A 22,585-nucleotide genomic window follows, 5' to 3' on the forward strand; every position below is an offset into this window, starting at 1 on the left:
CGGTTCTGAAAGAAGAAATCTGCAGCCATGGGGCTGCTCGCGACCCCATCCACAAGCCTGACTCTGATCGATACCCTTATGAAAGGACGCCGACCTCCAACGCTGGAAACGACGCCGAAGTCAAGATATTCGAAGGCCTTGGTGACCGACTGACCCGGGATTCAACAGGCAAGCTGAGAATCGTTTTCGATCGTCCTAATGGTGACTATTTGCCTGTAAATAGGGTGATCTGTGGTTCCTGTCAAGGTGTATTAAAGGAATTTGCTAACGAGTTCCCGGGTATAAGGGTTGGGATCCGCGACATGTACGGTAGTCTTCTTGCAGAAGCAAATTGATATCTGGAAGTGAGGTAGTATTAATATCATGAGCGATGCGGACGCAGCAGCGGTTGCCGAGATACGGTCTATATTCGATGAACTGGTTCGCTACGGCATGGACCCGAGTCGTACGGCGGGTTCGATCGATGCCGCAATTGACGAAATGGCGGCGTCGCAGAATGTGCCGACTGTGCCGGCGGCGGTTCGTGAGATTCTCAGGCTGATCGGCGCGCGAACAGGCATGTTTCACTGCGTAGGCGACTTCAATATCGGACTGTTGAACGGCGAATGGAAGGCCATGGTGGTGGAGTTCTTGGAGAGTATCCGACCGGACTCAACCCGATCACAGATATGGAGCATATGCTTGTATTTCAGTATTATGAGACCGAGGCTGCGGCAGTGATCAACGGTCCCCATATTGCTGAACCGAATCCCCCGACGTGGGGTGTGACAGAGGGAGGGAGGGTAACCCCCGTCGAATCGGTCACCGCCTTCTTCCGTACTTGTGCGGACAGTGTCAAGGAATTGATTGATACGGTGACATAGTGTGAAATCGAGGTAGCGCAATCATGCCGACGGGTCACGTCCACTGAGTCTTTTGCGGTAACAGCGCCGTGGGTGGCGTGACCTGCGGCATGCCGGAAGTTGTTGGGGTGCAATGGAAGAGCGGTTGCCGGTAGTCTATCATACGCGTCATATCTGAACCTTGTTGGAGCGAGTGATGATCGGTATTGTTGGATCCGCCGTGTGCGATGGGACTCATGTTGTTAGCGATCCCTGGATTCCCTTGGATATTCAATGGCTTCCCGAGCCGTCGGATCAACCGCTCTATATCATGATCTCTGGTCTGCGCGGGGGAGAGGTTGAGCTCAAAGCTGATCCTGAAACCGGTGCGCTTGTGCAAGCTATCGTACTGATAGCGCCCCCCTTCTCTGAGGTCAACGCTATCGGTAGACCTCCGATCGATGAGGCCCCGCGGTACGGAGGGTGCCTCGCGCCCGTCATAACGAAAGAGTTGTGGCGGAAGTCGGGCTGTCACGAAATTGATTGGCATCCGCGCGCAGGGGCGACAGCGAATTTTTCGGAAGATCTTCACTTCTATATCGATGATCAGTTCGCTTGCCTGCGCTTTTCGGAAATCGCCGCGACACGGTATATCCGGAGCGGATCGGTGGTTGTGGGGATCTCGCAAGACGGACATCTTTCGGAAATATGGACATTTGGGAAGCGGGCATCCGAGTAAATGTTCGAATACCACGGCTGGACCACGGTCCAACACTCCGCTGGCGACGAGAGTGGCGCTCAGTTCGAAGGGGCTTACCGTGCGACAGAAGAGATCGTCCGATGTTTGAGATCCGGGCAGGGAATGGTTGATACTCGGATTGTAAACGGTTCAGCTCAACTGCACCTGGCAGGGCTTCTGAACCACTGTGGTACCGAGGGTAAGGAAATCATTGACTCGTTTAGAAAGATTGGTACTGTGGCTCCCGGTTCGTATGGAGTCATGTATATTTGGGATGATGAAGACCGTTCCGGATTGATCAACGAATTTCAAGTAATGGTTATGAAGCGGGGGCAAGTCACTGTTGTCCGCGACACGCACCTATCGCCTTGCGTTCCGGCGATCGAGGATGAATTCTGATGGCCTTGTCAAGGGTGCGCGGCATATCTAACAGTCATTGCCGATCGACGGCCACCCGAGTTCTTCTGCACCATGAGTGACGCGGACGAAGCGGCGGTTGCCGAGATACGGTCTATATTCGATGAATTGGTTCGCTACGGCATGGATCCGAACGAAACGGCGGGGGCGACCGATGCTGATATCGACGAAATGGCGGCCTCGCAGAATGTGCCGACTGTGCCGGCGGCGGTTCGTGAGATTCTCAGGCTGATCGGCGCGCGAACAGGAATTTTCCAAGACTTAGTACTGCAACGGCACTCGGTTTGGTTATCGTGCCTGTGTGGTGATGGATGTGGTTGCAGCGGAGTTGGATTCGTTGTTGGGGAGGATCGGTGGGCGGTTCACGAGGTCGGAGCCGCGGGGCAGGGCTCGGGATTATGTGGCTGGGTTGGTGGCGGGGTTGGAGCGTAAGAACGGGTGGACGTTGGCCGAGCGGGCCGGTGAGGTGAGCCCGGACGGGATGCAGCGGTTGCTGCGGCGGGCGGACTGGGATATCGACGGTGTCCGTGACGATGTGCGCGCGTATGTGGGCGAGCGGCTCGGTGACCGGGACGCGGTGCTGATCGCCGATGACACGGGGTTTCTGAAGAAGGGGCTGCGTTCGGCCGGGGTGCAGCGTCAGTACTCCGGCACGGCCGGGCGGACCGAGAATTGCCAGATCGGGGTGTTTCTGGCCTATGCGTCCGGGCGAGGTCACGCGCTGGTGGATCGGGAGTTGTACCTGCCGGAGTCCTGGACCGCCGATCGTGAGCGCTGCCGTAGTGCCGGGATCCCGGACGAGGTCGAGTTCGCGACCAAGCCGCGGCTGGTGATGGCCATGCTCGAACGGGCGATCGCGGGCGGGGTCCCGTTTCGCTGGTTCACCGCCGACGAAGCCTACGGAGCGGTGAAGTATCTGCGGTTCTGGCTCGAACAGCACGACATAGCCCACGTGCTGGCCACCCGCCGCAACGACACCCTGGTCACTACCGGGTGGACCCCAGGCCCGCGCCGACGAACTCGTCGCTGCGCTGCCGGCCCGTTCCTGGCAGCGGATCTCGGCCGGTGCGGGTGCGCACGGACCTCGTGACTACGACTGGGCCAGAGTCCCGATCAGGGTGTTGTGGGCGCCCGGTCGCGGGCACTGGCTGCTGGCACGGCGCAGCGTCTCGGATCCGGCCCAGATCGCCTACTACGTCTGCTACGGGCCACGCCGGTCCGCCATCGCGGATCTGGCCTGGATCGCCGGAACACGCTGGCGTATCGAGGAATGCTTCCAACAAGCCAAGAACGAGGCCGGACTCGACCACTACCAGGTCCGCAGCTGGCGCGCCTGGTACGCCCACATCACCTTGTCGATGCTCGCTCTCGCATGGCTCGCTGGCTCGAAAGCCCTTGCCGCAAAAGGGGAACCAGCGACGACGGTCAAGACATGATCGCGCTTACGTTACCGGAGATCCGTCGCCTCACCATCAGCCTGGTCCTCGACACCATTCGCGACGCCGGTCGGGTATGGGCCTGGTCGAACTGGCGCCGCCGACGCCAGCACCAAGCCCGCTTATCCCACTACCGGCGACGAGGACATTCACTCACCTGAGTGCCGTTGCAGTATTAGTACTGCAACGACACTCGGGTGAGTCCGTGCTGGTAGATCTGTGGTGTGGTGTTGGATCGTGCTGTGGCGGAGTTGGATTTGTTGATGACCCGGGTGGGTGTCCGGTTCACTCGGGCTGAGCCGCGGGCTCGGGCGCGGGAGTATGTGTGGGGGCTGGTAGTGGGGCTGGAGCGGAAGAACGGGTGGACTTTGGCCGAGCGTGCGGGTGAGTCGGGGCCGCAGGGGATGCAGCGTCTGCTGCGGCGAGCGGACTGGGATGTCGATGGGGTTGGTGATGATGTGCGTGGCTATGTCGTGGACCGGCTGGGTGACCGCGATGCGGTGCTGGCGGCCGATGAGACTGGGTTGCTGAAGAAGGGAGTGCGCTCGGCGGGGGTGCAGCGGCAGTACTCGGGCACGGCCGGGCGGATGGAGAACTGCCAGATCGGGTGTTTCTCGCCTATGCGTCGCCGCGCGGGCATGCGCTGATCGACCGGGAACTGTATCTGCCCGAGTCCTGGACCGGCGACCGTGAGCGTTGCCGGGCCGCGGGGATCGGTGAGCAGGTCGGGTTCGCTACGAAACCACGGCAGGTGATTGCGATGCTGGAACGGGCCCTGAACGCAGGCGTGCCGTTCGCGTGGTTCACCGCTGATTAAGCCTACGGCCAGGCCGGCTACCTGCGCGACTGGCTCGAATCCCGCGATGTGGCCTATGTACTGGCCACCCGCTGCGACCAGCGGGTGGCCACCCGCGCCGACCGGGTGGCCCGGGTCGATGAACTGATCGCCGAGCTGCCGGCCCGCTCATGGCGGCGACTGTCGGTCGGCGCCGGTGCACACGGGCCCCGCACCTACGACTGGGCTCGCCGCTTATCTCCCGACCGTCTGCTCATCGATCGTTTTCTGTCAATAGGGTCACAGGCAAGTGGGTCAACCGACATTTCTCCAGCCGGCGCCACCCGCTGATCGCTTCGAGCGTATGCGGGATTCGCTCCAGATTCTTGCTAGATCTGTGGCGGCTGCCCCAAACAGGCGCGTCACCTAACAGCATCTGGTTCTATGCAGACTAAACAAGATTTGTTGGAATTCGCCACCTATATAGATCGAAAGAAGGGTGTTTTCTTCGATCCGCCGGTGCTATAGTATGACGGCATGTCATTCTATATAGTAGAGCCTGAAGTTGCGGGTGGGCACGGGCCTGGGACGGAGTATGATCGCAGTCCCCGGATCGGTTCTGTAAATAAGCTAGAGTATGTTTTTTCGGATTGGCTTGGTGATGCTTTGGTTACGAGCACGCCGTGTTTCCTTGTAACATCCGACCTCCGTGAAAAGATCGAATCCAGTTTTTTGACCGGCGTAGATTTTGCAGATCTCATGGTTTCGGTTTCGCCCGAAGGCGAAGAACTGATGGATAGGCCGCTGCCTGAGTGGAAATGGCTCGTATTCACTGGTAAAGCGTACTTGTCCGACTTCGGATTAAACGATGATCTGGACCTCGTGGTCTCTTCCAAGGCACTTGCTGTCTTGCGTGAAGCGGGGATCGAGCACGCGGATGTCGTGGAACTGGAACAGGAGGGGTAGCCGGTGCGGTGAGATTCGAGATGCTAGTGCCGTGTCCGCGAAGGTTGATGTGGTGATCGGTCGGGGTGGTGGGTTGCTCATGTGTCGGGGACCGGTGATGTCGCCTGGCGGAGGTGGTGCTGGTGGCTGGCAAGCCGGATGTGTTCGTCAGAGCGGTGTTCCCGGAGGAGGGGCGCAAGCTGGCGCAGATTGCTCGCCGGAGCATCCAGCCGGTTCGGCTGCGGCGGGCGGTGGTGGTGATGGCGTCGGCTCAGCGTCAGCCGGTCGGGTTGATCGCGACGCTGATGCAGGTCTCGGAATCGTATGTGCGGTAAATGGTTCACGGCTTCGACGCCGAGGGGTTCGATGCTTTGGACCCAAAATTGGACACTGTTGGCGAATTCGGTTGAGTCCTCATGCGGCGGGCCGGAGCGTGGCGAAGTGTGATGTTCGTGTTGGGGCGAAAGGTGTTGTCTCCCACCAGCTGTTGAGGCGGTTGAGGTTGAGGCCAGCCGCGGTCAGTAGGTGCTGCAGGCGTGTTTTGGGTAGTCCGCGATAGCGGGATCTGCGCAGGCCGCAGGATCGGATGCCTTGGGCGATGGTGCCTTCGACCCCGGCGCGGTGCTGCCATTGCTGGGTTTGTTGTTCAGCGCGGCCGAGTTGGAGGGCCTGATGCTGGACACGCTGCCGGAGTGTGAGCCGCCGGCCCGTCGTGGATCGGGTGCATTGCTCGCGAACGGGGCAGGATCGACAGGCCGAGCCGGGGAACCGAATCCGGATGACCTCAGCCCCGACTTGGGATCGGTCGGTCTTCCACGCTGCTGAGATTGTTCCCTGCGGGCAGGTGACCTGCTCATTGTCCCAATCGATCGTGAAGTCGGACAAGCTGAATCCGTCTCCGTTGGCGGCCTGCCAGCCGGTGGCTGCTTTGACCGGTCCCAGGAGTTCGATCCCATGTTCGCGTTTGCTGGTGATGAGCAGGTCGGCATCGACGTATCCCGCGTCGACCAGATGCACCCCGGGCAGCGGATCACGCTCGGCCAGCCCGGTGTGGATCGCCGCGGTCATGGCCATGTCGGGGACCGGTGCCGGTGTGGTGGCGATGTGGGTGATCAGGTGTGGTGCGTCGGGCTCGCAGGTCTCGGTGAGGTGGACTTTGTAGCCGTTCCAGGACGCGTCGCGTTTGGTGCCGGTGCGGGCCTGATCGTCGTAGGGCGAGCAGTAGCGGATCGCTGCTGGTGGCAGGTCCTTCTTGTCGCGCCAGGTCACCACGTCGTCGATGACCTGGTACTGCTGAATCCAGATCCTGCGCAACAGCTCGACTGCCGGAAGCTGCCGCAGCCACCCGGGAGCGCTGCCGGCGGTTACGGCGGCAAGCAGGTGCATACCATCGGCACCGATCTGGTTCGCGTGCGCGGCGCGGGCAGCCCATCGACTGGGATATCTCGCGTCCTCCGACCGGGCGCTGTACCGGTCGAACCATTCCGGGGCAACGACACCGACCAGCCAATCCGGGGCGGCAACGGCCAGCATGTTCAGTGCCGCTCGCAGTGTCTCGGTGACGAACTGCAGCCGGTTCAGATCCCGCACCGCCGCCAGCACATGCGTGGAATCCGTGCGCGCCCGCGCACCGCCCTTCATCAGCCCCGCTCGGCGCGCCGCTTCCAGAACCGCGTCGAGCACACGATATTCCAGGCCACCGGCGATCAGCCGGGATCGGAACTCGCTGAGAACCGAGAAGTCGAACCCGGGATCGGTCAACTCCAGCCCCAACGCATACTTCCAGTCGATCCGCGCCCGAACAGCTTGCGCCGTTTGACGATCAGTGAGCCCCTCGGAAAACTGCAGAACCGATACCAGCGCCAACAACGCCGGTGACACCGCAGGCTGACCACGACCCGAGAACGCCTGCGCGAACTCCGCATCAGTAAAGATCGAACCCAGCACGTCCCGCAGCCGGACGGCCGGGCACTCATCGGGGAACACCACCCTCGTGACCCGCACCGTCTCCACCGGAACCACATCCCACCCGCGCGGACGCAACGACACCCCAACCTCCATCAACACCAACCACGACCACTTGACGTCGATCATGCCGAACTGGCTCCGGTGCAACCGAATTCGCCAACAGTGTCCAAAATGGGGCGGGGACAGGCCGAGCAAGACCATCAGGCGATGCGTGATCGGATCTGTGTGATCGCTCGGTGTTGTCTCCTCGATCTGGGCTGGCCGTTCGCGGCGTGGAGCTTGTCGAAGCTCGTGGATGTGTTGCGTATCAATGCGATTGTCGAGATCGGTCGGGAGACCGCGGCAGATCCTGCGGGCCGGTGGGGTGTCGTGGCAGGCGACGACACCGTGGGAGGGCAGCAACGATTCCGATTTCGTTGCCACGATGAACCTGGTTCTGCACCTGTATGACCATCCGCCCGCCGATGGTCGGGTGATTTGTGTCGACGAGTTCGGGCCATTGAACCTGCAACCGAGGTCCGGGCGTGGCTGGTTCAGCCGACGCCGGCCAAAGCGCCTGCGGGCCACCTACAACCGCACCCAGGGTGTTCGGCACATGTTCGGCGCTCTGGATCTGGCGTCGGCGCAGTTGTATTACCGGATTCGGAAGCGGTGGGCGGAGTTTCTCGTGTTCGTGACGTCGCTGCGGTCTCGCTGGCCGGGGCAGAAACTGGGTCTGATCTGTGACAACTACTCGGTCCACAAGCGGCCGAGGTGCGGGCGTGGTGCGCGGCCAACCAGGTCGAGCTGGTGTTCCTGCCAACCACGGTCGAGCACCAGGTACGGCGGTTGCGGCAGCGGATCTTCGCGGCATCACAGGTAGGGGACCTGAAGAAGGTCCGGAATTTGCAGAAGCTGATGCTACCGACGCTGCGGCGCAAGCGGGCCGAGGTTCGTGGCGCGGACCCACTACGTCGACCGGCTCTAGACCGTGCCCGACAACAGATCGGTCTTGCAGCCTGGGCACTGGGCGAGGACCCGAAACGTGGGATTTCTGTGAGATGGGTCGAATCTCAGCCCTTGACCACCGAACGGAAAACCCCTTCCGACCCAGGTCGGAAGGGGTTTTCTTCTGTCGGGCTGACAGGATTTGAACCTGCGGCCACTTACCCCCCAGAAGCTCGGACATTCTATTTACGCACGTCACACACGATGCGCATGTAAATCGGATTCCCCTACGACCTCGGGTTGTTCGTAGCTGCGCAGGCCGTGTGGTCCCCAAATGGTCCCCAACTCCCACGAGGTCACGGCACGATCAGCAGTTGGCCGGCCTTCGACTGGACGATGGAGAAGTGTTTGCGGTCCAGCGTGGCAACGGCGGTGACCGGGAATCGTTCGGCCACGGCGACGACGGAGGCGTCCACCGTGCCGAGCGGCAGATCGGAGTATTTGTCCAAGAGTTCGCAGATCCGTTCGAGGTCGGCGGATGTCATCTCTACGACGGTGAACAGGCCGTCGGCCACGTCTCGGACGAACTTCAGCTCGGTCGCGGTGCCGCGGCGGCTTTCCAGCAGGAGGCATACCTCGGTGAACACGGGTGCGGGTACGAGCAGCGGGCCGGGAGCGTTCTCGAGTAGTTCCCGGCAAACCGCGTGTTCATTGTCTCGGTGGTTCATCAGGGCCACGAGCGGCCCGTGTCGACAACGATCACTCAGCCGTGCCCCGGTCGAGTTCTTCCCGAACGATCTCCTTCGCCCGTTCCGCCAGGTCAGGCTCTCCGCTGAACGTCCCTGTGCAGCTGAATTGCCGAGGAGCTGTCGGGCGTACCAGCTGGCGGAGGAACGCTGTCGCGGCCTGCACCTGGTCGTCGGGCACGGCTTCAGCCAGCCGAACGAGCTCCTCATGAGTGGCGCGCATGCTGACCAGTGTAGTTCCGACGAATCCCACCGCAGACCCGCCCGCGTCGACACACGGCGACAGACCGGTGCACAGCAGCCGGAACCGGCCACCCTCGACCGGCAGGCCACGAAACCAGCAAGTCACGGCACCAGACCGACATCGAGGAAGTCTCGTCACGGTCGACCGGCCCCACCCGGTAACCCGGACGCGCGCTCTTGCGTCGGGCCGCGTGGGGGCCGGATTCAAACCGGCGCTCTCCGGCGTGCTACCAATTGGGATGAGGTGGACGCGCAGCTGGGCTACGAGAGCCTACGGCGACACGATCTTCGGCACACTGGACTGACCTGGTTGGCCGACGCCGGGGTGCCCTTGCGTCGGCTTCAGCCAGATCGCCGGGCACTCAGATCCTCCGCATCACCCCAGCGGTACCTGCACCCGGACATGCAGGGCTTGCAGAACGATGGGAACTTGCTGTCACTGCATCTACGGTCCCCAACTACGGATAGCCAGATAACAAGAAATCCCCTCCGGACCAGGTCGGAGAGGATTTTCTCTGTCGGCCTTCTTGGCACGCTTTCAAATCCCTTGCGCGCGGCTCAGCTTCGCAACCTCGTGAAGATCCTCGATACCACATCACCGCGTCCACCAGCGACAACGCCGATCCGTCCTCGTCGCCTCGATCAGCGCTTCGCTCCCGAAACCCTGGCTGAGATCGCGGCCCTGTACGAATCCGGCTCTTCATCAAACCAACTCTGCAAGCAGTACGACCTGTCCAAGGGCAGCCTCATGAAGATCCTCCAAGACCACGGCGTACAGACTCGCTTTCAATCCATGACGACCGACGAGATCACCCAGGCCGCGAAGCTCTACGAAGCAGGCGACTCCATCAAGACCATCGCCCACAAACTCGGCAAGGCGAAGGGTAGCGTTTGGAAGGCATTGACAAGCAGAGGGGTTCAAATGCGGCCACCGACGAGGTAGACGGATTGTATGTGGCCCAGGCATTGCGCACGGTAACGAGATATTTAGCGCCGACTCTCAGAACTGCTCAATTATCGTTGTCGGACCTCGGGTACGCCCGCTTTGTCCAACATGACAAATAGATCAGCAATCTTTCCGGTACGGGCACGAGGTGCAGTTGTTGTGAAAATCAGCCGCTGGGCAGCCCGAGACAAACCAACGAAAAAGGTCGAAATTGACTCACTACGGTTGCGGTCATGGCTCCACCATTGTTGGTCATCCAGACCCAGAAAGAAGACTGTATGATATTCAAGGCTCTTGCTGCGGTGAGCTGTAAGTAGCACTACCGCCTCGGCTGCTTCGAAGCGCTCGATGACATCGTCCCACAGTCCTCCAGTGTCAGCTACGTTTGCTAAGCGTGAGTTGATAGCGTCAATCACAACATCTAGCTCCTCTCCGGATGCTGCTGCCTTGACGTATCGGGCCAAAGCTTGTCCATCTACCAGTTCAATCAAACGGGCGATAGCCCTTTCCGCAGAATCCTTTGCCGGAGGGTTAAGTTCTAGCCATTCGCGAAATAATCTCGTAATCTCGGCAAGCGTCTCTCCGACATTACGAAGGGCAAAGTCATCATCAAGATCCCCATGAATACGGGCTAGAATTTCTGAGACCTCACGCCATATCGCGGCCAGGCCCAGTGGTTGGGTGGACAAACGAAAAAGACCCAAGAGGAGACGAGTGACATCATGCTTCAGGAGATCCTGTAACCTCATCTTCCCGACCGCTTCGTCGTCGTTGCGAACATTTATATTGTGGAGCGCGAGCCTTTCGCGAAATGGCGGCTCGAATTCGGCGATCTTCTGTCGTGCGAGCAGTGCGAAGTCCTTTGGCGTGCGATCGGTCGCAGCTATATCCTGTGCTATCCAATCGGCTATGAAGGCGGCTTCTCGATCAGCGCTCGTGAACTGCCATATCACTGCTGGATCGTGCCCAGTTTCAGCGGTAGCTTTCGAGATCGCGGGTGTGCTGTGAGCATCCAGCGCACTGGCCACAACATGCTGCAACTGAACTAGCGCATCGCTGGAGCGAAAGTTCCATGCCAGAGGGTAAGACGTGGCATTGAAGGCGGTGGTGAAGCGTTCAACGGCCCGAGGCAAGGCGCCAGCCCAGCCCATAATTCTTTGTTTACTGTCGCCAACTGCCGTCACTATGGGGCCATTGCTAAAGACCAACTCCACAAAATTGAACTGAGCGCTTGTAGTGTCCTGGAACTCGTCTATAAAAACGAACGGATAAGTAGCCCGCAAAGCACGTCTAAGCTGAGGTGCTGAGCGCACAATTAATTCCGCGAGTCGGTTGATCATAACGAAATCCACATATGCGGCACCCTCACGGAGGTATCGCGCGTGCCACCATGCGCGAACCGCATACTCTACAGGATCCGCAGGTTCCTCGACCCACACTTCCTTTGGCAATTCGCGTCCACCGACAATATTTGCCAGGAATTTCGCCGGCTGAACTGCGGCAATCTGATGCCGCAGTGCTACTGGCGCTGCGGATGCCGTGTCGGTTAGGAACCGGCCGACCTCAGAGTCCGTGGTGTATCGGATCTCGTAATCTTCCCTTTTTCGCCAATCCGCAGGGAGTGCAGGAGAAAACCGATCTAGTAGCCCCTTCGTAAAAGCGTCGAAGGTCATTGATACAAAGCGATCGGCGTAGTCCGGGACTCGAGTGGCGACTCTGCGTCTGAGATTGGCGGCCGCATCCCGTTTGAATGAGATTGCCAGGATTCTATGTGGCCAAGGGCAAATTCCAGTTTGTAGAAGGTACGCAGCCCTTTGTGCGAGGAATTCAGTCTTTCCCGCACCTGGTCCAGCGACAACTGCCACGTTTCCGCTGTCCCGCAGCGCATCCCATGCCGTGGGCTCTAGATCGTCAATCTCGATCGGCTGCCAGTCTGCGCTCGGAATGAAGCGACTTAAGTTCGGGGCACGCAAATTCTCAGCAGAAGATACGGTGATACGTGTCATATCCCGACCTCGCGTCGGATATACCTTATAAGGGCAGTGATTACACTTGGCGCGCCATTCCGCAACTCCTCGTCGGTCAGACGGCTGAGTGCCCGCAGGTGGCTACTTGGCTTCGATCGGTTGACGAAAAGATATCGATACCAGCGCAGGCGCTCAACCCGAATAGGGTCGGCCCAAAACAGTGGCTGAGTGGGCAACTTTCCGATCACAGTATCTGTTGCATCGGATGCTTGCGGGCCATTCTCGTCAGCTTCAAGAGCCTTGTATGCATTCGGGTAGCGGGAGAGCATCGTATAGTCAAGATCGAGAGGAGAGCCGAAGAAGATACCAAATTTGCGCAGATGTTTGAGGATCGGCTTTAACGCTTCAAAATCTAGAGTGTCCGCAATATCCGAAACATCGTCGTATCCTTCCAGAGCAGTTAGTGGATCAAAACCGTTGTCAATCAATCGGTTGCAAGCGTCTCGCAGACGTGCTGGACCAGCGCCAACGCGACCGTAGTCGAGGTCAAGCAGTGTCGCGTGCGGAATCTTGAGGTCGTTGAGTAGCTTCCACATGTGATTGGTGTGCCGCCCCCCGAGCGGCACTACCGCCACAAACGATGAGTCGAGCGACACCCCCTGCGCCTCAGCAATTCTGGGGATGACAATTTGCTCAGTGTCACCTTCCCCAAGCACAACGAACTTGGCGAAGTACAATTCTGGATAGGCATGCACTGCCTCACGCAGATACTTTCCTGCTTCAGTGCCGTCAGTTGGCAGTGCAATTTCATGGACACCCGCAGATGTGCTACCAGAGTCGATGCGGAAATGGCGAACAGCTTCGGGGCGAATGCGGGTGAAGACACTCGCTGAATGGCTGGACAAGATTACCTGTGTCGCCTCGGTACTGCTCAACTCCTGCAACTGATTCACTATGCGGGACAGGAAGAACGGAGACAAGCTGTTCTCCGGCTCTTCAACTGCTATCAGAGTGAGGTTCGGAAGACGGGCAGGCTCCAGAGTAAATTCATTATCATGATCACCATTTACCACTGCGGCTTCGACATCGAGAGTTGCGGCTGTAAGCGCTAGATACAGTAGTGACCGCTGACCATCGCTCAGTAGCCGCGCCGGTCTTGGTGAGCCTGTAGGATCGGGCTCGAAAACCAATTCAGAATTGCGGACCAACTGGTTCAGCTCACCGTCGAGCAGTCGAAGTCTTGGAAATGCACTTGTGCCTGCATCGTGCAGCTCTTCCCACCGGTTGGTTAGCGCGTTTTCGACAGCCTCGACGACTGGCTCTTTCGTAAATTTATCCGCGACTTCGGCGGCGCTGTCGCTCACTAAATCGCGAAGTTCCGTGGACCATTGGGCGGCTCGCCACAGTCGACTGCGCAAAAACGTTGTTACCTGGCGGGCTCCATCCCGCGAAGCGGGAATGTATACTATTTGAATACGGCTTCGTTCCGCAGGAGTGAGCGGTGCCCAACTATCTTCACCATACTTCTCGGCAAAAGTATTGACGACTCTGCGCGTATCGGTTATCGCGCCGTCCACAGTGCCGTCGTCCACCCATTCGGCGTCCAGAACAATCCTGACCTTCAGGTCCGACTCGTCTGTGGCAGCCATGCGCTTAAAGAACTCGGGGACGGCACGGCTCGTTGCTGGCAGTGTCGAGTTGGTTGATTTATTGTCATCGTCGGACTGGTCCTCGGCATCTAACTCAGGGAACGCAAGTACTACCTCAACAGTCAGCTGCCGTGTCGTCGGAGCTACGGTCTCATTGGCTGGCACATGAAAATCGTCTACTCGCACAGTCCGCTCGTGTGTCGTGATACCGAACAGCCGCAGAAGTGCTTGGCAAGCGGCAGTCTTGCCGGACCCATTTGGACCGACGAACGCGGTTAGGCCATCATCGAATCGAATGGTAGTCCGACCGGGTCCGAAGCACTGGAAGTTGTCCAGGGTGACACTCTCGATGAACATGGAGACACGTCCTGTTTGTGGAGGTGAAGAGCATTCGCGGAGACCAGGATAGCGACAGTCCAGCGAACATCACACTCGACCTCGCAACGGCAGTATTACCGGACGGTCGGTACTTTTGAATTGAAATTCAGGGAGGGTCGGGTGCCGACACTCAGAATCACTCTTCTCGCCATCGCCCCGAATCCGGCACCAGTACTCCGGCGCGGGTCAGCATGCGGTGCGCAGCGGTTTTGGCTGGGCACTCGCCGACTCGACAGTCAAGGTGCACCTGCATCGCGGAGTGGGCAGCGGTGATGCTGGAAGCCGCCCACGTGGTGTTGGCGCAGGAGACTCGGTCGAGTAGTGAGGCGTCCAGCATCAGCGCGCCGTTCGTGGTGTCGCCGGAACATCAAGTGCCGTGCGACCACGGGGCGACACGGCGAACGAAGTTCCTCGTTTGCTCAGTGTCCAGGTGCGCGGACGCGTTCCGGCTGAGGGGTGAGCGAGGAATCCGCAGTAGTGGAGCCATCGCACCGCGGCCTGGACACGTCGCGCAGCGAGACCGGTCGCCTGAGCAAGTTCGCTGACGGACAAGTGTCGGGTATCCCTCAGCGCCCTCATGACGCGAGCATCATCGATGTGCATACCGCTGAGTCCCCTTCGTCGCGTCGTCGGTCAGGCAACCCGCGACCAGGAGGAGAGTCACCAGGCACGGGCGCCTGGAGGAACGGTAAGGATGCGGACAGCGCGCGATCAACGAGTGTGCGCCAGTGTGCGTCCACGGTGGAAAATCGTTGACGCGCAGTAAGAGCCATGGCGAGTATTGGTCTGCGACACAAGCAAACTCACGCACAGCAGTAGCAGGGGAGTTCATCATGCGCTTACGTTTCCTCGGCAAGAACACCGGCACGCACCAATCACCGACGCTGTACCTCAGCGACCGGCAGACTTACGTGGTGCAGGGCTGGCGCGTGCCGGATCAGCCGGAACTCATTGAGATTCCGCACCCGCTGCTCGGATTCCTGGAACGGGGCACCTGCTTGGGCACGCCGCTCCAAGACACCGGGCACGGTACGTTCACCCTGACGGGTACACCCGTCACAGATGCCGAAGCACTGGCGCAGATGGACATTCCATCGCATGAAGCCAGCGTTGAGGTGCCGATCGGAAAGGAGCGCCGCCGGGATGTACTCACTGACGGGTGAGGAACTGGACGAGCTGTTCCGCTCACCGTGGCGACGAGCATTCCACCTCGAACTCCAAGACAGCTATGCCGTATCCAGCGAGTTTGAGCCGCTTCGTCAGTTCCTGGCCGGCGAAGCCGAGGATGCCGAATGGCAGCAAGGCTGGCTGGACCTCGTTGCCGAGATCACCGTGACCGGCAAAACTGTTCAGCGCGTCCGCGTAGTCACCGAGCCGCACACCGACTACACCCGGTGGGCGCTGGCGGTGTCGCCTCGCAATATCGCGGCGGGAGAGGACGTCCGCTGGTTGCCGCGTCACGCCATCGATCCCGCATTACTGACCGGCGACGACTACTGGCTCTTCGATGACCATCTGGCAGCGTTCAGTGTCTTCACCCGCAGCGGCGAAGGCGCAGGCTTTGCCGTCACGACCGATCCGGTGGTCGCGGCTCACTTCCGGGCAGTGCGCGATCGGATCTGGTCGCTGGCTGTGCCCCACAATGAATACGTCCAGGCATCACATCGGTGACCAACCCGCGGGCGGCGAAGGAGGCACTCGGACAACGACTGCGCGAGATCCGCCGAAGTGCCGGTCTGACCGGTCGCGCTCTGGCGGGACTGGCAGGCTGGCACGAGTCCAAGGTGTCCAAGATCGAGTACGGCAAACAGACACCCACGGAGTCCGACCTGCGCACGTGGTGCGATCACGCCGACGCGGCTGCGCAACTGCCCGACCTGATCGCCACCCTGCACAACGTCGAAGCCGCCTACCTCGAAGTCCGGCGTATGCGGGTGCCGCAGTGGCAACGGGTCATCGGCAAGATGGAAGCCGACGCCGAACTCATTCGCTGGTTCGAGCCTGGTCTCGTGCCGGGACTGCTCCAGACCTCCCGGTACATCCACGGTGTCCTCAAGACGGTCGAAGCTCTGTACGGCGGACCTGACGTCATTGAGGCATCGGTGGCTGCCCGATTACAGCGGCAGCAGGTGCTCTACAAAGGTCGTCACCGCTTCCACTTCATCATCGGGGAACAAGCACTCTGGTCGGTCGTCGGCGACGCGGAGGTCATGGTCGAACAGCTCGACCGGCTCCTCACTGCCATGACATTGCCTCGGGTCGTGCTCGGCATCGTGCCCCTCCGCGCCCCATACCGAGTGCCGCTAATGAACTTCGCGATCTTCGACCGCGCCATGGTGCAGGCAGAGACCATCTCCGCACAGCTGACCGTCACCCAGCCCCGCGAGATCGGGCTATACGAACGGGCGTTCAACGCCGTGTCGGAGCAAGCGGCAATCGGCAACGCCGCACGTGAGCTGATCACTGCGGCGATGTCGCTCTACCGGCAGCAACTGGACAACGGTTTGCCAGGGTGAGTAGTGAACTGGCACCTACACCGTTGCGAGCAGACCGAGGAATTCCCGAACTTCGGGCACCGTGGCGTGAGGGCGGACATCCACCGCGACGGCGTTCAGTGTCGAGCGCAACCGTGTCGACGACATGCCGCCGATTTGCTCGAAGTGATCCACCAGGCGTTGACATCCTTCGGCGATTTCACCGCCCTGGATGTAGTTCTCCGCCATCTTGATGCGCCAGCCTGCATTCTCTCGATCCTCTCCTGACCGGTTCGTCGCCAGCATCTCCGCACACAGTTGAATCACAAGCTAAGAGCACCTCATTTGCAAAATCTGCGTAGCAGACCGGGACTGCGTGGCAACGCGGTTGCGGTTTTAGTCAGAGTCGAAGGTGCCGGTAGTCGGCAGGCCACGTAGAACATTGGCAACTGGAGAACGCCTGATCATCGTGGGGGAATATCCACTCCGTACGTTTGGCTGGACACCCCGGCCTGTGTTCCTATGTCCAGATACCAGCACGGGCGTGGGAAGGAAAGTGGAAGACGATGCGGAGAGATTTCGCGACAAGTTCGGGGCGCTGATGTCGGGATGACCCTGACTCTCGGACCGATCATGCAGAGCGCCGGCATCGACCCCGTGGACACGCAGGTGATTCGGCACGCCTATGTCAGGGAGCACCAAGACACCGGCATGCCGGGCATCCACGCAGACTCATCGGACGAAGAGATCCTGGCGTACACGAGCCAGCAGTCGACGAACCCCCGGATCTTCCCCGCCGTCCCGCCGCGCACTTGGATCGTGTTCATCCGCGAAGGCGGCGATCGGGCGCGCCTGTGGTCGGTGGTGGAGAACCGCGGCGAGGTCTCGAACGATGGCGCGCTCCGAACATTCGACCTGGTCGTCTCAGACCGCATGGCCGACCTCAGCAACCGGCTCGTCATCGGCTGGAGGTCGCCGCGTACCTGGAGACTCAACGGCCCCACGGCCGCCGGCTATCCGGTCACCGAGATCGCGGATGCGCAGCCGGTGCCCTTCCCAGGCTTCGACCGCCTCGTCCTCGACCACACGCAGCTGCAGGCGGTGATGCGCGAGCACAGGTACGCCTCATGGCGCACTGCACTCTCATCGGTGGTGGGTGTCTACCTGGTCACGGACACCCGGGACGGCCGCCAGTATGTCGGCAAGGCCGACGGCACAGAGAGCATCCGGCAGCGCTGGAGCGCATACGCGGCCAACGGCCACGGTGGCAACGTCGAGCTGCGCGGCCTCGACCCGAACAGCTTTCGCTTCTCGATCCTGCGCGTCTTCGACCCCGCGACGCCCACCAGGGATATCGATGCGGCGGAGATCCACTTCAAGGTCGCCCTCGATACGCGCAGGCACGGTCTGAACCGAAACTGACGGCCTAGGTCGGGAGTGTCCGATTAAGTCTCTGACACTCCCGGGCGGTGTAGCTGCAACGGGTTTGTGGCGGCGATTTCATAGAGAGTCGCAGGTACCGGTACTCGGCAGGACACGCAAAACATGGGCAACTGAAAAACGCCTGGTCATAGTGGGTGCGTATCCGGTCTGACGATTTGCGGTGCGTCCGCAATCGCCGGGCACACTGATCCCAGGATCACGCAGCGGTACCTACACCCGGATATCGCGGCATTGCAGGAGGACGGCAATCAGCTGTCGCGGCACCTGCGGGGCAAGTCTGGCCCCAGATTGGCCCCAACTCTGCGGGCGGTACCGTAGAAAAAATCCCCTCCGATGCAGGTCGGAGGGGATTTCTCTCTGTCGGGGTTACCGGACGGTATTTGAAACAGTGGGAACCGGACTGGTTGAAGACAGTCATCGCCAAGGTGGATGCCGCACCGACCCGCAGGAATTCGACGGCAGGTAGCAGCGCGGTGAAACCGCGGCGGTTGGATCGTCGGCTGTCTGCTGCCATCATCGCCGAGGTGGTCGAGGGCTACAGAAGTGGAGCATCAACCAACGCGCTGTGCGAGCAGTACGAATTGTCGAAAGGCGGGCTGCTGTCGATCCTGCGGGAACATGGGGTCGAGATGCGGAACCAGCCGATGACCGAAGAGGAAATCGACTGGGCGGTAAAGCTTTACACTGAGGGGCAGTCGCTCAACGCTATCGCGCGGAAGCTCGGCAAGGCCAAAGGAAGTGTGTGGAAGGCGCTCAGGAATCGACGAGTGGAGATGCGTTCATCTACCTGGTAAGACCAGCGGCGTTGAGGGGTTCTTCCGTGGAACGGCCAACCGCATTAGCAGCCCTGGCCACGGCAAGGGCTACATCCCGAGGCTCGCGGCAGCGTCTGAATAGGCCAGCGATCTTGTACTTCTTGTTGACTGGATTAAACGGCCTGCCATGACGAGGATCAAAAAGCCAGTTACATATGTCATCTGATAGATCGTCTCGAAGATAGTCGAGCACCTCCCTTCTCAATTTTGGAGTCCAGTAGTTATCTTCGTACATGCGGAGCAAGAGCTGTGCATTGATGTCGCTCACGCGGATTGGAGGCTCAATATGCAGCCAGTCGCGATTGTTGTTCGCGGCAGTATCTTTAAAGAAGGCGTCATCGATGGGCATGCCTGACCGCTGACGATCGCGAAAATTATCTAGCCATATCTTTTGTTTTTCTTCGGCTGACCGAATGGTAAGGTCTTTAGTGCCACTAATTGCCGCATACATTTCGTGAGCAGCATCTATAAGCCGCTCCGTCTCGGGTCCACTTAGGCTCATATACATTTCGCCGTAGCGGGCATCCACCGTCTTTTCGTACTCTTTGATGAGAGCCATGAGATCAGTGTCTGATGAAATTGAATCGAAAGTTGGAACGCGATCCTTGTAGTCCTCGATCACCCTACTCGTTGCGTGGCGATACGACTTTGCATCGAACTCGCTGTCACACTGTGCAGCGTGAGCCTTTGCCAGGAGTTCCAGGCTCATGGATAGCATGAATGGTTCGACCGTGAACAATCCACGATGCCTCTCGTCTCGATTGTCCATTAGTACATGAAGACACGCCAGCCATTCCTCACCTGAGTGATAGTAATCCAAATAGCTAAACCGGTGACCGGAAATCTCGGGAATTGAGGAAGATTTTGCTATTCTTGCACTCATGTATCTTATTTTAGATCAAACGTCGAAAAATGAAAGGCGGATCACCGAGCATCCAGGGTAGAAACGTACCTCACAGCGACAACGAACGCTCGGCAGAACCACCGCCGACGTCTCGAAACGGTTAGCCTACAGGGTTGTCATTGCGATATCGTCCAACCTCTACAATCCAATCCCAACCAAATAGCTATCGACGTTCTGCTTCTCACCCAGGTTCGCAGGCCATTCAAAGGCCCCATCGCTAAGCCTCGCCACTGCGGCACTATGAAGCTCCGCAAACGGTTTCTGCCACTGACTCTGCTGTTGTGATACTTCTTTCAGAGCTTCGATGAGTTGGTCGATGAGGATCGCGTTCTCGGTAGGCCATTGGGGGCGATCTCTAGTTGCGCCATCTCTGGTGTTTGCATTAGCCGTCCGATATGGAACATCGCGCCACTCGGTCAGATGGAGCGAATGCACCTCTATCGGGTGCTTCATACTCTTCAGATAGGTCGACAGACCCGAGCTGATCGATATACTGGTGGAAAATCTCGACAGAACTACGTCCGTTGTACGTGGCCCCTGCTTGGTGTAGAAGTCTATAAGAGAGCGCGCGTGAACGTGAATGCTATCTTGAATCATAGTTCCCACTTCGGGGAGCAATAGGTTGGCCTCTTTGATATGTGCACCAGTTGGGCCAGCGACACTCCAGGCATAGCCGGCCGTCGCCAGGCATCGGTAATCATAGATAACGTGCAGAAAGGCATCTTTTGCGTCTATTGCCATAGCTACATTATATATCCTGTTGCCGATGGATCATGGACGTTCACGGTGCGGGCCTCGCCTAGTTCCATCATCCTCGCCACTTGAAAGCATCGGCACTATGCAGAACCTCGAATGCAAACTGCCGAATGAGCGCAAAGTGACCATTATCCGGAGAGATCTCAACACCTTGGGGAAATGGCGCGGGACCGGCGTAGGTCAAGTTTCCGGTGATCGTGAGCGCCCATTTCCCCGAACACAGCACCTCGTAGTACGGCTCAAGGTCATCGACGTGTGCGCCACCGTCCTTGTTGGCCATGCTCCAGATGATCTTGTACCGAGTGTAGTTCGTCCCGTTGTACTGGAAGACAACTTCTTGCTTCCACCATGTATCGAATGAAACTGCATGGAGAAATTCAGATTGGCACATCGGAATCATCGTGACCGGTCGCGGACTGCTCAGGTCGATCCGCTCGCTGAGGTAGTCCTTCCAGGTTCCAAGTCCTCTGGATGAACTCAGCACGTCGCAGCCTCCGTGCCCCAGCATGACCATCAAGGCGTCGCTTCTCGCCGTCTGATGAAAGAGCACCCGGAGCGCAACGGCCATCCGCAGCGCCTCATCTTCGTGTCCCTGGTCGTACAGGATTGCCGAACGGTCAAGGAAGTTCAGCTGTTCCACTAGTTTCACCCGCAACCGCTCAGGCTGAGACGAAGTAGCCACAGACCGTGCACCTTTCGCCACTCCAGAGCCGGGAGTGACACGGCGGCAGCCAACGCCGGTGCCAGATCAAGCATGCCCCAACGCGGTTGCCAACAGCAAACCAATTGCGCCGAGCTGACGGATACCAATCAGTGAGCCAAGCACCAGTTGCGTACGCCCGCTGACGTCGGCGCGCTTCAGCAGCTGTCATTTCCTCGACCGGTGAAAGAGCGGAGTGGTGCCACGGATACGTACCTTCGGGATGTCCTGCCGAGATGTTCGAGTCGGTGGTGCACCGAATCACGGACTTCTTGTGCGCCCTGATAGCGCTGATGGAGCAAGCTCTTGCTCAAACCGATGAACGGTCCTGCCGGTGAGCTGCAATCTGGTTCTTTACAGCGCCGCCCAAACCTCATCCCTGACGTGTTCCGAAAGATCAGTCGCCTTTTCCCGGTAATCAGGATGACGAAGGCCCATGAGGCTCAGCCGAAAGACCAGAAGCGTATCTAGGTACCGCTTCGTGCGTACACGCTGGCACTGACGGCAGCGCATCGTGGCATCGAACAGGTAGCCCATAGGCGAATAGCCCACGATCTCTACCTCTTCGATGTACCAGGACCGTGGATGCAGATGGAGGCTCATGCCGCCGCCCCGCTCACATGCTGTTGTTTGCGCTTCTTCGGACTCTCGGCAATCACCTGGTCCAGCCAAGCCACGAGGGCTATGGCATCCGGATTGTCTTGCAGTGCATCGCGCAAACGGACGAGCAACCCGCTCTTTGCGTAGTTTTGCCACGTCTGGTCGAGACGATTGCCGTAGCGTGGTGGCACTTCGTTCCATCCCACGCCACGGGCAAATTTGTAGCGGAATCCATTGAGATTGCGGCGTCTCTGGGCAAGCTGATGCTCTTTCCACGGGCGGAACACGATTTCGCCTCTTCGGGTTCCAATCTTTCGAGGTGGTATCGCCGACTCAATGAGCCGCCATTCGTCGTCAGTGAGATCAGATTCGGCCGGGCCAAATTCCCAGTGCCACGCCGCAAGGAGTTCCGGTGGCGACAGCACGCGCACTAGATCATGCGGTGTCAACGCACGCCTTTGGTTCGCCGCCAGGATCCCGTGTAGCTCGTCGTGATTGCTTGCTTCTGCAACTGCGCGCCACTCGGCCAAAGTGGAATGGGCCTCCAACCACACGATGGTGTCGGCAGACTCCTCCCCAGAGGGCCAGGTGTCGAGATGGCCGATCAGATCGTGAAGTGTCGGAACCGCAGCCACTGCGGCGTTGCGCACCTCGAAGGCCACTTCCCAAGGTTCCAGGTGGAGCAGCTGGTCGACTTGTTTCTCAACGTCGACGTCAGCAGCGGCACGGTCTTTGGAGTGAAATAACCAATCCCGAACATCCGCCGGTAGATCGTGAAGGACGTACCGCCTCACTGCGGCGCGAAGCTCATCGGTCCATTCCTGGCCGTCAAAACCAGCATCTTGCCCCTCGGCCATATTGTACTCGTAAATGTTTCCGAATTGAGCATCGAGAGCTTTAGCGAGGAGTTCGTATTTGGGATAATCGGGGTCCATT

21 protein-coding genes and 2 pseudogenes are annotated in these 22,585 nt (G+C 59.4%); 13 read left to right on the top strand and 10 right to left on the bottom strand.

The window, feature by feature from the left end:
• Window positions 1-363: 363 nt before the first annotated feature.
• The 6 genes and pseudogenes from ACT89H_RS04225 to ACT89H_RS04250 all read left to right on the top strand — a co-directional run bounded on the left by ACT89H_RS04225 (window position 364) and on the right by ACT89H_RS04250 (window position 5,468).
• The gene (locus ACT89H_RS04225) at window positions 364-720 is read left to right on the top strand and encodes a hypothetical protein (RefSeq protein ID WP_445107116.1); all 357 of its coding nucleotides are present in this window, start codon (window positions 364-366) and stop codon (window positions 718-720) included.
• Between the two features lie 840 nt (window positions 721-1,560).
• A complete protein-coding gene (locus tag ACT89H_RS04230; RefSeq protein WP_445107117.1) occupies window positions 1,561-1,959 on the top strand; it encodes an Imm7 family immunity protein in 399 nt (132 codons plus the stop codon).
• 319 nt (window positions 1,960-2,278) lie between these two features.
• Window positions 2,279-3,413, top strand: a pseudogene (locus ACT89H_RS04235) (IS701 family transposase).
• 224 nt (window positions 3,414-3,637) lie between these two features.
• Window positions 3,638-4,440: pseudogene (locus ACT89H_RS04240) on the top strand (IS701 family transposase); the annotation flags it as partial.
• Between the two features lie 285 nt (window positions 4,441-4,725).
• Complete coding sequence (locus ACT89H_RS04245; RefSeq protein WP_445107118.1) at window positions 4,726-5,154, top strand: hypothetical protein; 429 nt, start codon at window positions 4,726-4,728, stop codon at window positions 5,152-5,154.
• Window positions 5,155-5,276: 122 nt separating this feature from the next.
• A complete protein-coding gene (locus ACT89H_RS04250) occupies window positions 5,277-5,468 on the top strand; it encodes a hypothetical protein (RefSeq protein ID WP_445107119.1) in 192 nt (63 codons plus the stop codon).
• A 79-nt stretch (window positions 5,469-5,547) separates the two neighbouring features.
• Here ACT89H_RS04250 and ACT89H_RS04255 read toward each other — a convergent pair whose 3' ends face one another.
• A complete protein-coding gene (locus tag ACT89H_RS04255; protein ID WP_445107358.1) occupies window positions 5,548-7,182 on the bottom strand; it encodes an IS1182 family transposase in 1,635 nt (544 codons plus the stop codon).
• A gap of 708 nt (window positions 7,183-7,890) precedes the next feature.
• On the opposite strand from ACT89H_RS04255, the gene ACT89H_RS04260 reads away from it, so the two are divergent.
• The gene (locus ACT89H_RS04260; protein ID WP_445107120.1) at window positions 7,891-8,304 is read left to right on the top strand and encodes a reverse transcriptase N-terminal domain-containing protein; all 414 of its coding nucleotides are present in this window, start codon (window positions 7,891-7,893) and stop codon (window positions 8,302-8,304) included.
• Between the two features lie 80 nt (window positions 8,305-8,384).
• On the opposite strand, the gene ACT89H_RS04265 is transcribed toward ACT89H_RS04260, so the two are convergent.
• Window positions 8,385-8,756, bottom strand: a complete 372-nt coding sequence (locus tag ACT89H_RS04265; RefSeq protein ID WP_445107121.1) for a type II toxin-antitoxin system VapC family toxin — start codon at window positions 8,754-8,756, stop codon at window positions 8,385-8,387.
• A gap of 31 nt (window positions 8,757-8,787) precedes the next feature.
• The gene (locus tag ACT89H_RS04270) at window positions 8,788-8,997 is read right to left on the bottom strand and encodes a hypothetical protein (RefSeq protein ID WP_445107122.1); all 210 of its coding nucleotides are present in this window, start codon (window positions 8,995-8,997) and stop codon (window positions 8,788-8,790) included.
• Between the two features lie 594 nt (window positions 8,998-9,591).
• Between ACT89H_RS04270 and ACT89H_RS04275 the strand changes: the two genes are divergently transcribed.
• Entirely contained in the window at window positions 9,592-9,960 is a 369-nt protein-coding gene (locus ACT89H_RS04275) for a helix-turn-helix domain-containing protein (protein ID WP_445107123.1), read from the top strand.
• 71 nt (window positions 9,961-10,031) lie between these two features.
• On the opposite strand, the gene ACT89H_RS04280 is transcribed toward ACT89H_RS04275, so the two are convergent.
• On the bottom strand, window positions 10,032-11,969 hold the full coding sequence (locus ACT89H_RS04280) for a UvrD-helicase domain-containing protein (RefSeq protein WP_445107124.1): 1,938 nt from the start codon (window positions 11,967-11,969) through the stop codon (window positions 10,032-10,034).
• Complete coding sequence (locus ACT89H_RS04285; protein ID WP_445107125.1) at window positions 11,966-13,936, bottom strand: ATP-dependent nuclease; 1,971 nt, start codon at window positions 13,934-13,936, stop codon at window positions 11,966-11,968. The genes ACT89H_RS04280 and ACT89H_RS04285 overlap by 4 nt, the downstream gene beginning before the upstream one ends.
• Before the next feature lie 854 nt (window positions 13,937-14,790).
• Here ACT89H_RS04285 and ACT89H_RS04290 point away from each other — a divergent pair.
• The 3 genes from ACT89H_RS04290 to ACT89H_RS04300 are packed head-to-tail and all read left to right on the top strand — an operon-like array spanning window position 14,791 to window position 16,473.
• Window positions 14,791-15,120 carry a hypothetical protein gene (locus ACT89H_RS04290; RefSeq protein WP_445107126.1) on the top strand — a complete coding sequence of 110 codons (330 nt, stop codon included), beginning with the start codon at window positions 14,791-14,793 and terminating at the stop codon, window positions 15,118-15,120.
• Complete coding sequence (locus ACT89H_RS04295) at window positions 15,101-15,628, top strand: DUF6879 family protein (protein ID WP_445107127.1); 528 nt, start codon at window positions 15,101-15,103, stop codon at window positions 15,626-15,628. The genes ACT89H_RS04290 and ACT89H_RS04295 overlap by 20 nt, the downstream gene beginning before the upstream one ends.
• Window positions 15,625-16,473, top strand: coding sequence for a helix-turn-helix domain-containing protein (locus ACT89H_RS04300; protein WP_445107128.1), 849 nt, complete (start codon window positions 15,625-15,627; stop codon window positions 16,471-16,473). Before ACT89H_RS04295 ends, ACT89H_RS04300 begins: the two co-directional genes overlap by 4 nt.
• 15 nt (window positions 16,474-16,488) lie before the next feature.
• Here ACT89H_RS04300 and ACT89H_RS04305 read toward each other — a convergent pair whose 3' ends face one another.
• The gene (locus ACT89H_RS04305; protein ID WP_445107129.1) at window positions 16,489-16,737 is read right to left on the bottom strand and encodes a hypothetical protein; all 249 of its coding nucleotides are present in this window, start codon (window positions 16,735-16,737) and stop codon (window positions 16,489-16,491) included.
• Window positions 16,738-17,040: 303 nt separating this feature from the next.
• Between ACT89H_RS04305 and ACT89H_RS04310 the strand changes: the two genes are divergently transcribed.
• A complete protein-coding gene (locus ACT89H_RS04310; RefSeq protein WP_445107130.1) occupies window positions 17,041-17,853 on the top strand; it encodes a GIY-YIG nuclease family protein in 813 nt (270 codons plus the stop codon).
• Window positions 17,854-18,278: 425 nt separating this feature from the next.
• Window positions 18,279-18,668 carry a helix-turn-helix domain-containing protein gene (locus tag ACT89H_RS04315; RefSeq protein ID WP_445107131.1) on the top strand — a complete coding sequence of 130 codons (390 nt, stop codon included), beginning with the start codon at window positions 18,279-18,281 and terminating at the stop codon, window positions 18,666-18,668.
• Here the strand turns inward: ACT89H_RS04315 and ACT89H_RS04320 are convergent.
• The 4 genes from ACT89H_RS04320 to ACT89H_RS04335 form a co-directional block, all read right to left on the bottom strand.
• Window positions 18,658-19,572, bottom strand: a complete 915-nt coding sequence (locus ACT89H_RS04320; protein ID WP_445107132.1) for a hypothetical protein — start codon at window positions 19,570-19,572, stop codon at window positions 18,658-18,660. The two genes, ACT89H_RS04315 and ACT89H_RS04320, sit on opposite strands and share 11 nt — an antisense overlap.
• A 159-nt stretch (window positions 19,573-19,731) precedes the next feature.
• Window positions 19,732-20,334 (bottom strand): hypothetical protein, encoded by a 603-nt coding sequence (locus tag ACT89H_RS04325; protein ID WP_445107133.1) that lies wholly within the window; start codon window positions 20,332-20,334, stop codon window positions 19,732-19,734.
• 67 nt (window positions 20,335-20,401) lie between these two features.
• Entirely contained in the window at window positions 20,402-21,031 is a 630-nt protein-coding gene (locus ACT89H_RS04330; protein WP_445107134.1) for a hypothetical protein, read from the bottom strand.
• 617 nt (window positions 21,032-21,648) lie between these two features.
• Window positions 21,649-22,584, bottom strand: a complete 936-nt coding sequence (locus ACT89H_RS04335) for a hypothetical protein (RefSeq protein ID WP_445107135.1) — start codon at window positions 22,582-22,584, stop codon at window positions 21,649-21,651.
• Window position 22,585: the final 1 nt, after the last annotated feature.

The organism is Nocardia aegles (assembly GCF_052545135.1).

Coding starts and splice junctions, on each gene's coding strand:
- ACT89H_RS04335 (WP_445107135.1), bottom strand. CDS start 22,584: ATGGACCCCGATTATCCCAAATACGAACTCCTCGCTAAAGCTCTCGAT.
- ACT89H_RS04320 (WP_445107132.1), bottom strand. CDS start 19,572: ATGAGTGCAAGAATAGCAAAATCTTCCTCAATTCCCGAGATTTCCGGT.
- ACT89H_RS04310 (WP_445107130.1), top strand. CDS start 17,041: ATGACCCTGACTCTCGGACCGATCATGCAGAGCGCCGGCATCGACCCC.
- ACT89H_RS04280 (WP_445107124.1), bottom strand. CDS start 11,969: ATGACACGTATCACCGTATCTTCTGCTGAGAATTTGCGTGCCCCGAAC.
- ACT89H_RS04225 (WP_445107116.1), top strand. CDS start 364: ATGAGCGATGCGGACGCAGCAGCGGTTGCCGAGATACGGTCTATATTC.
- ACT89H_RS04325 (WP_445107133.1), bottom strand. CDS start 20,334: ATGGCAATAGACGCAAAAGATGCCTTTCTGCACGTTATCTATGATTAC.
- ACT89H_RS04230 (WP_445107117.1), top strand. CDS start 1,561: ATGTTCGAATACCACGGCTGGACCACGGTCCAACACTCCGCTGGCGAC.
- ACT89H_RS04265 (WP_445107121.1), bottom strand. CDS start 8,756: ATGAACCACCGAGACAATGAACACGCGGTTTGCCGGGAACTACTCGAG.
- ACT89H_RS04290 (WP_445107126.1), top strand. CDS start 14,791: ATGCGCTTACGTTTCCTCGGCAAGAACACCGGCACGCACCAATCACCG.
- ACT89H_RS04270 (WP_445107122.1), bottom strand. CDS start 8,997: ATGCGCGCCACTCATGAGGAGCTCGTTCGGCTGGCTGAAGCCGTGCCC.
- ACT89H_RS04305 (WP_445107129.1), bottom strand. CDS start 16,737: ATGCTGGCGACGAACCGGTCAGGAGAGGATCGAGAGAATGCAGGCTGG.
- ACT89H_RS04285 (WP_445107125.1), bottom strand. CDS start 13,936: ATGTTCATCGAGAGTGTCACCCTGGACAACTTCCAGTGCTTCGGACCC.
- ACT89H_RS04245 (WP_445107118.1), top strand. CDS start 4,726: ATGTCATTCTATATAGTAGAGCCTGAAGTTGCGGGTGGGCACGGGCCT.
- ACT89H_RS04295 (WP_445107127.1), top strand. CDS start 15,101: ATGTACTCACTGACGGGTGAGGAACTGGACGAGCTGTTCCGCTCACCG.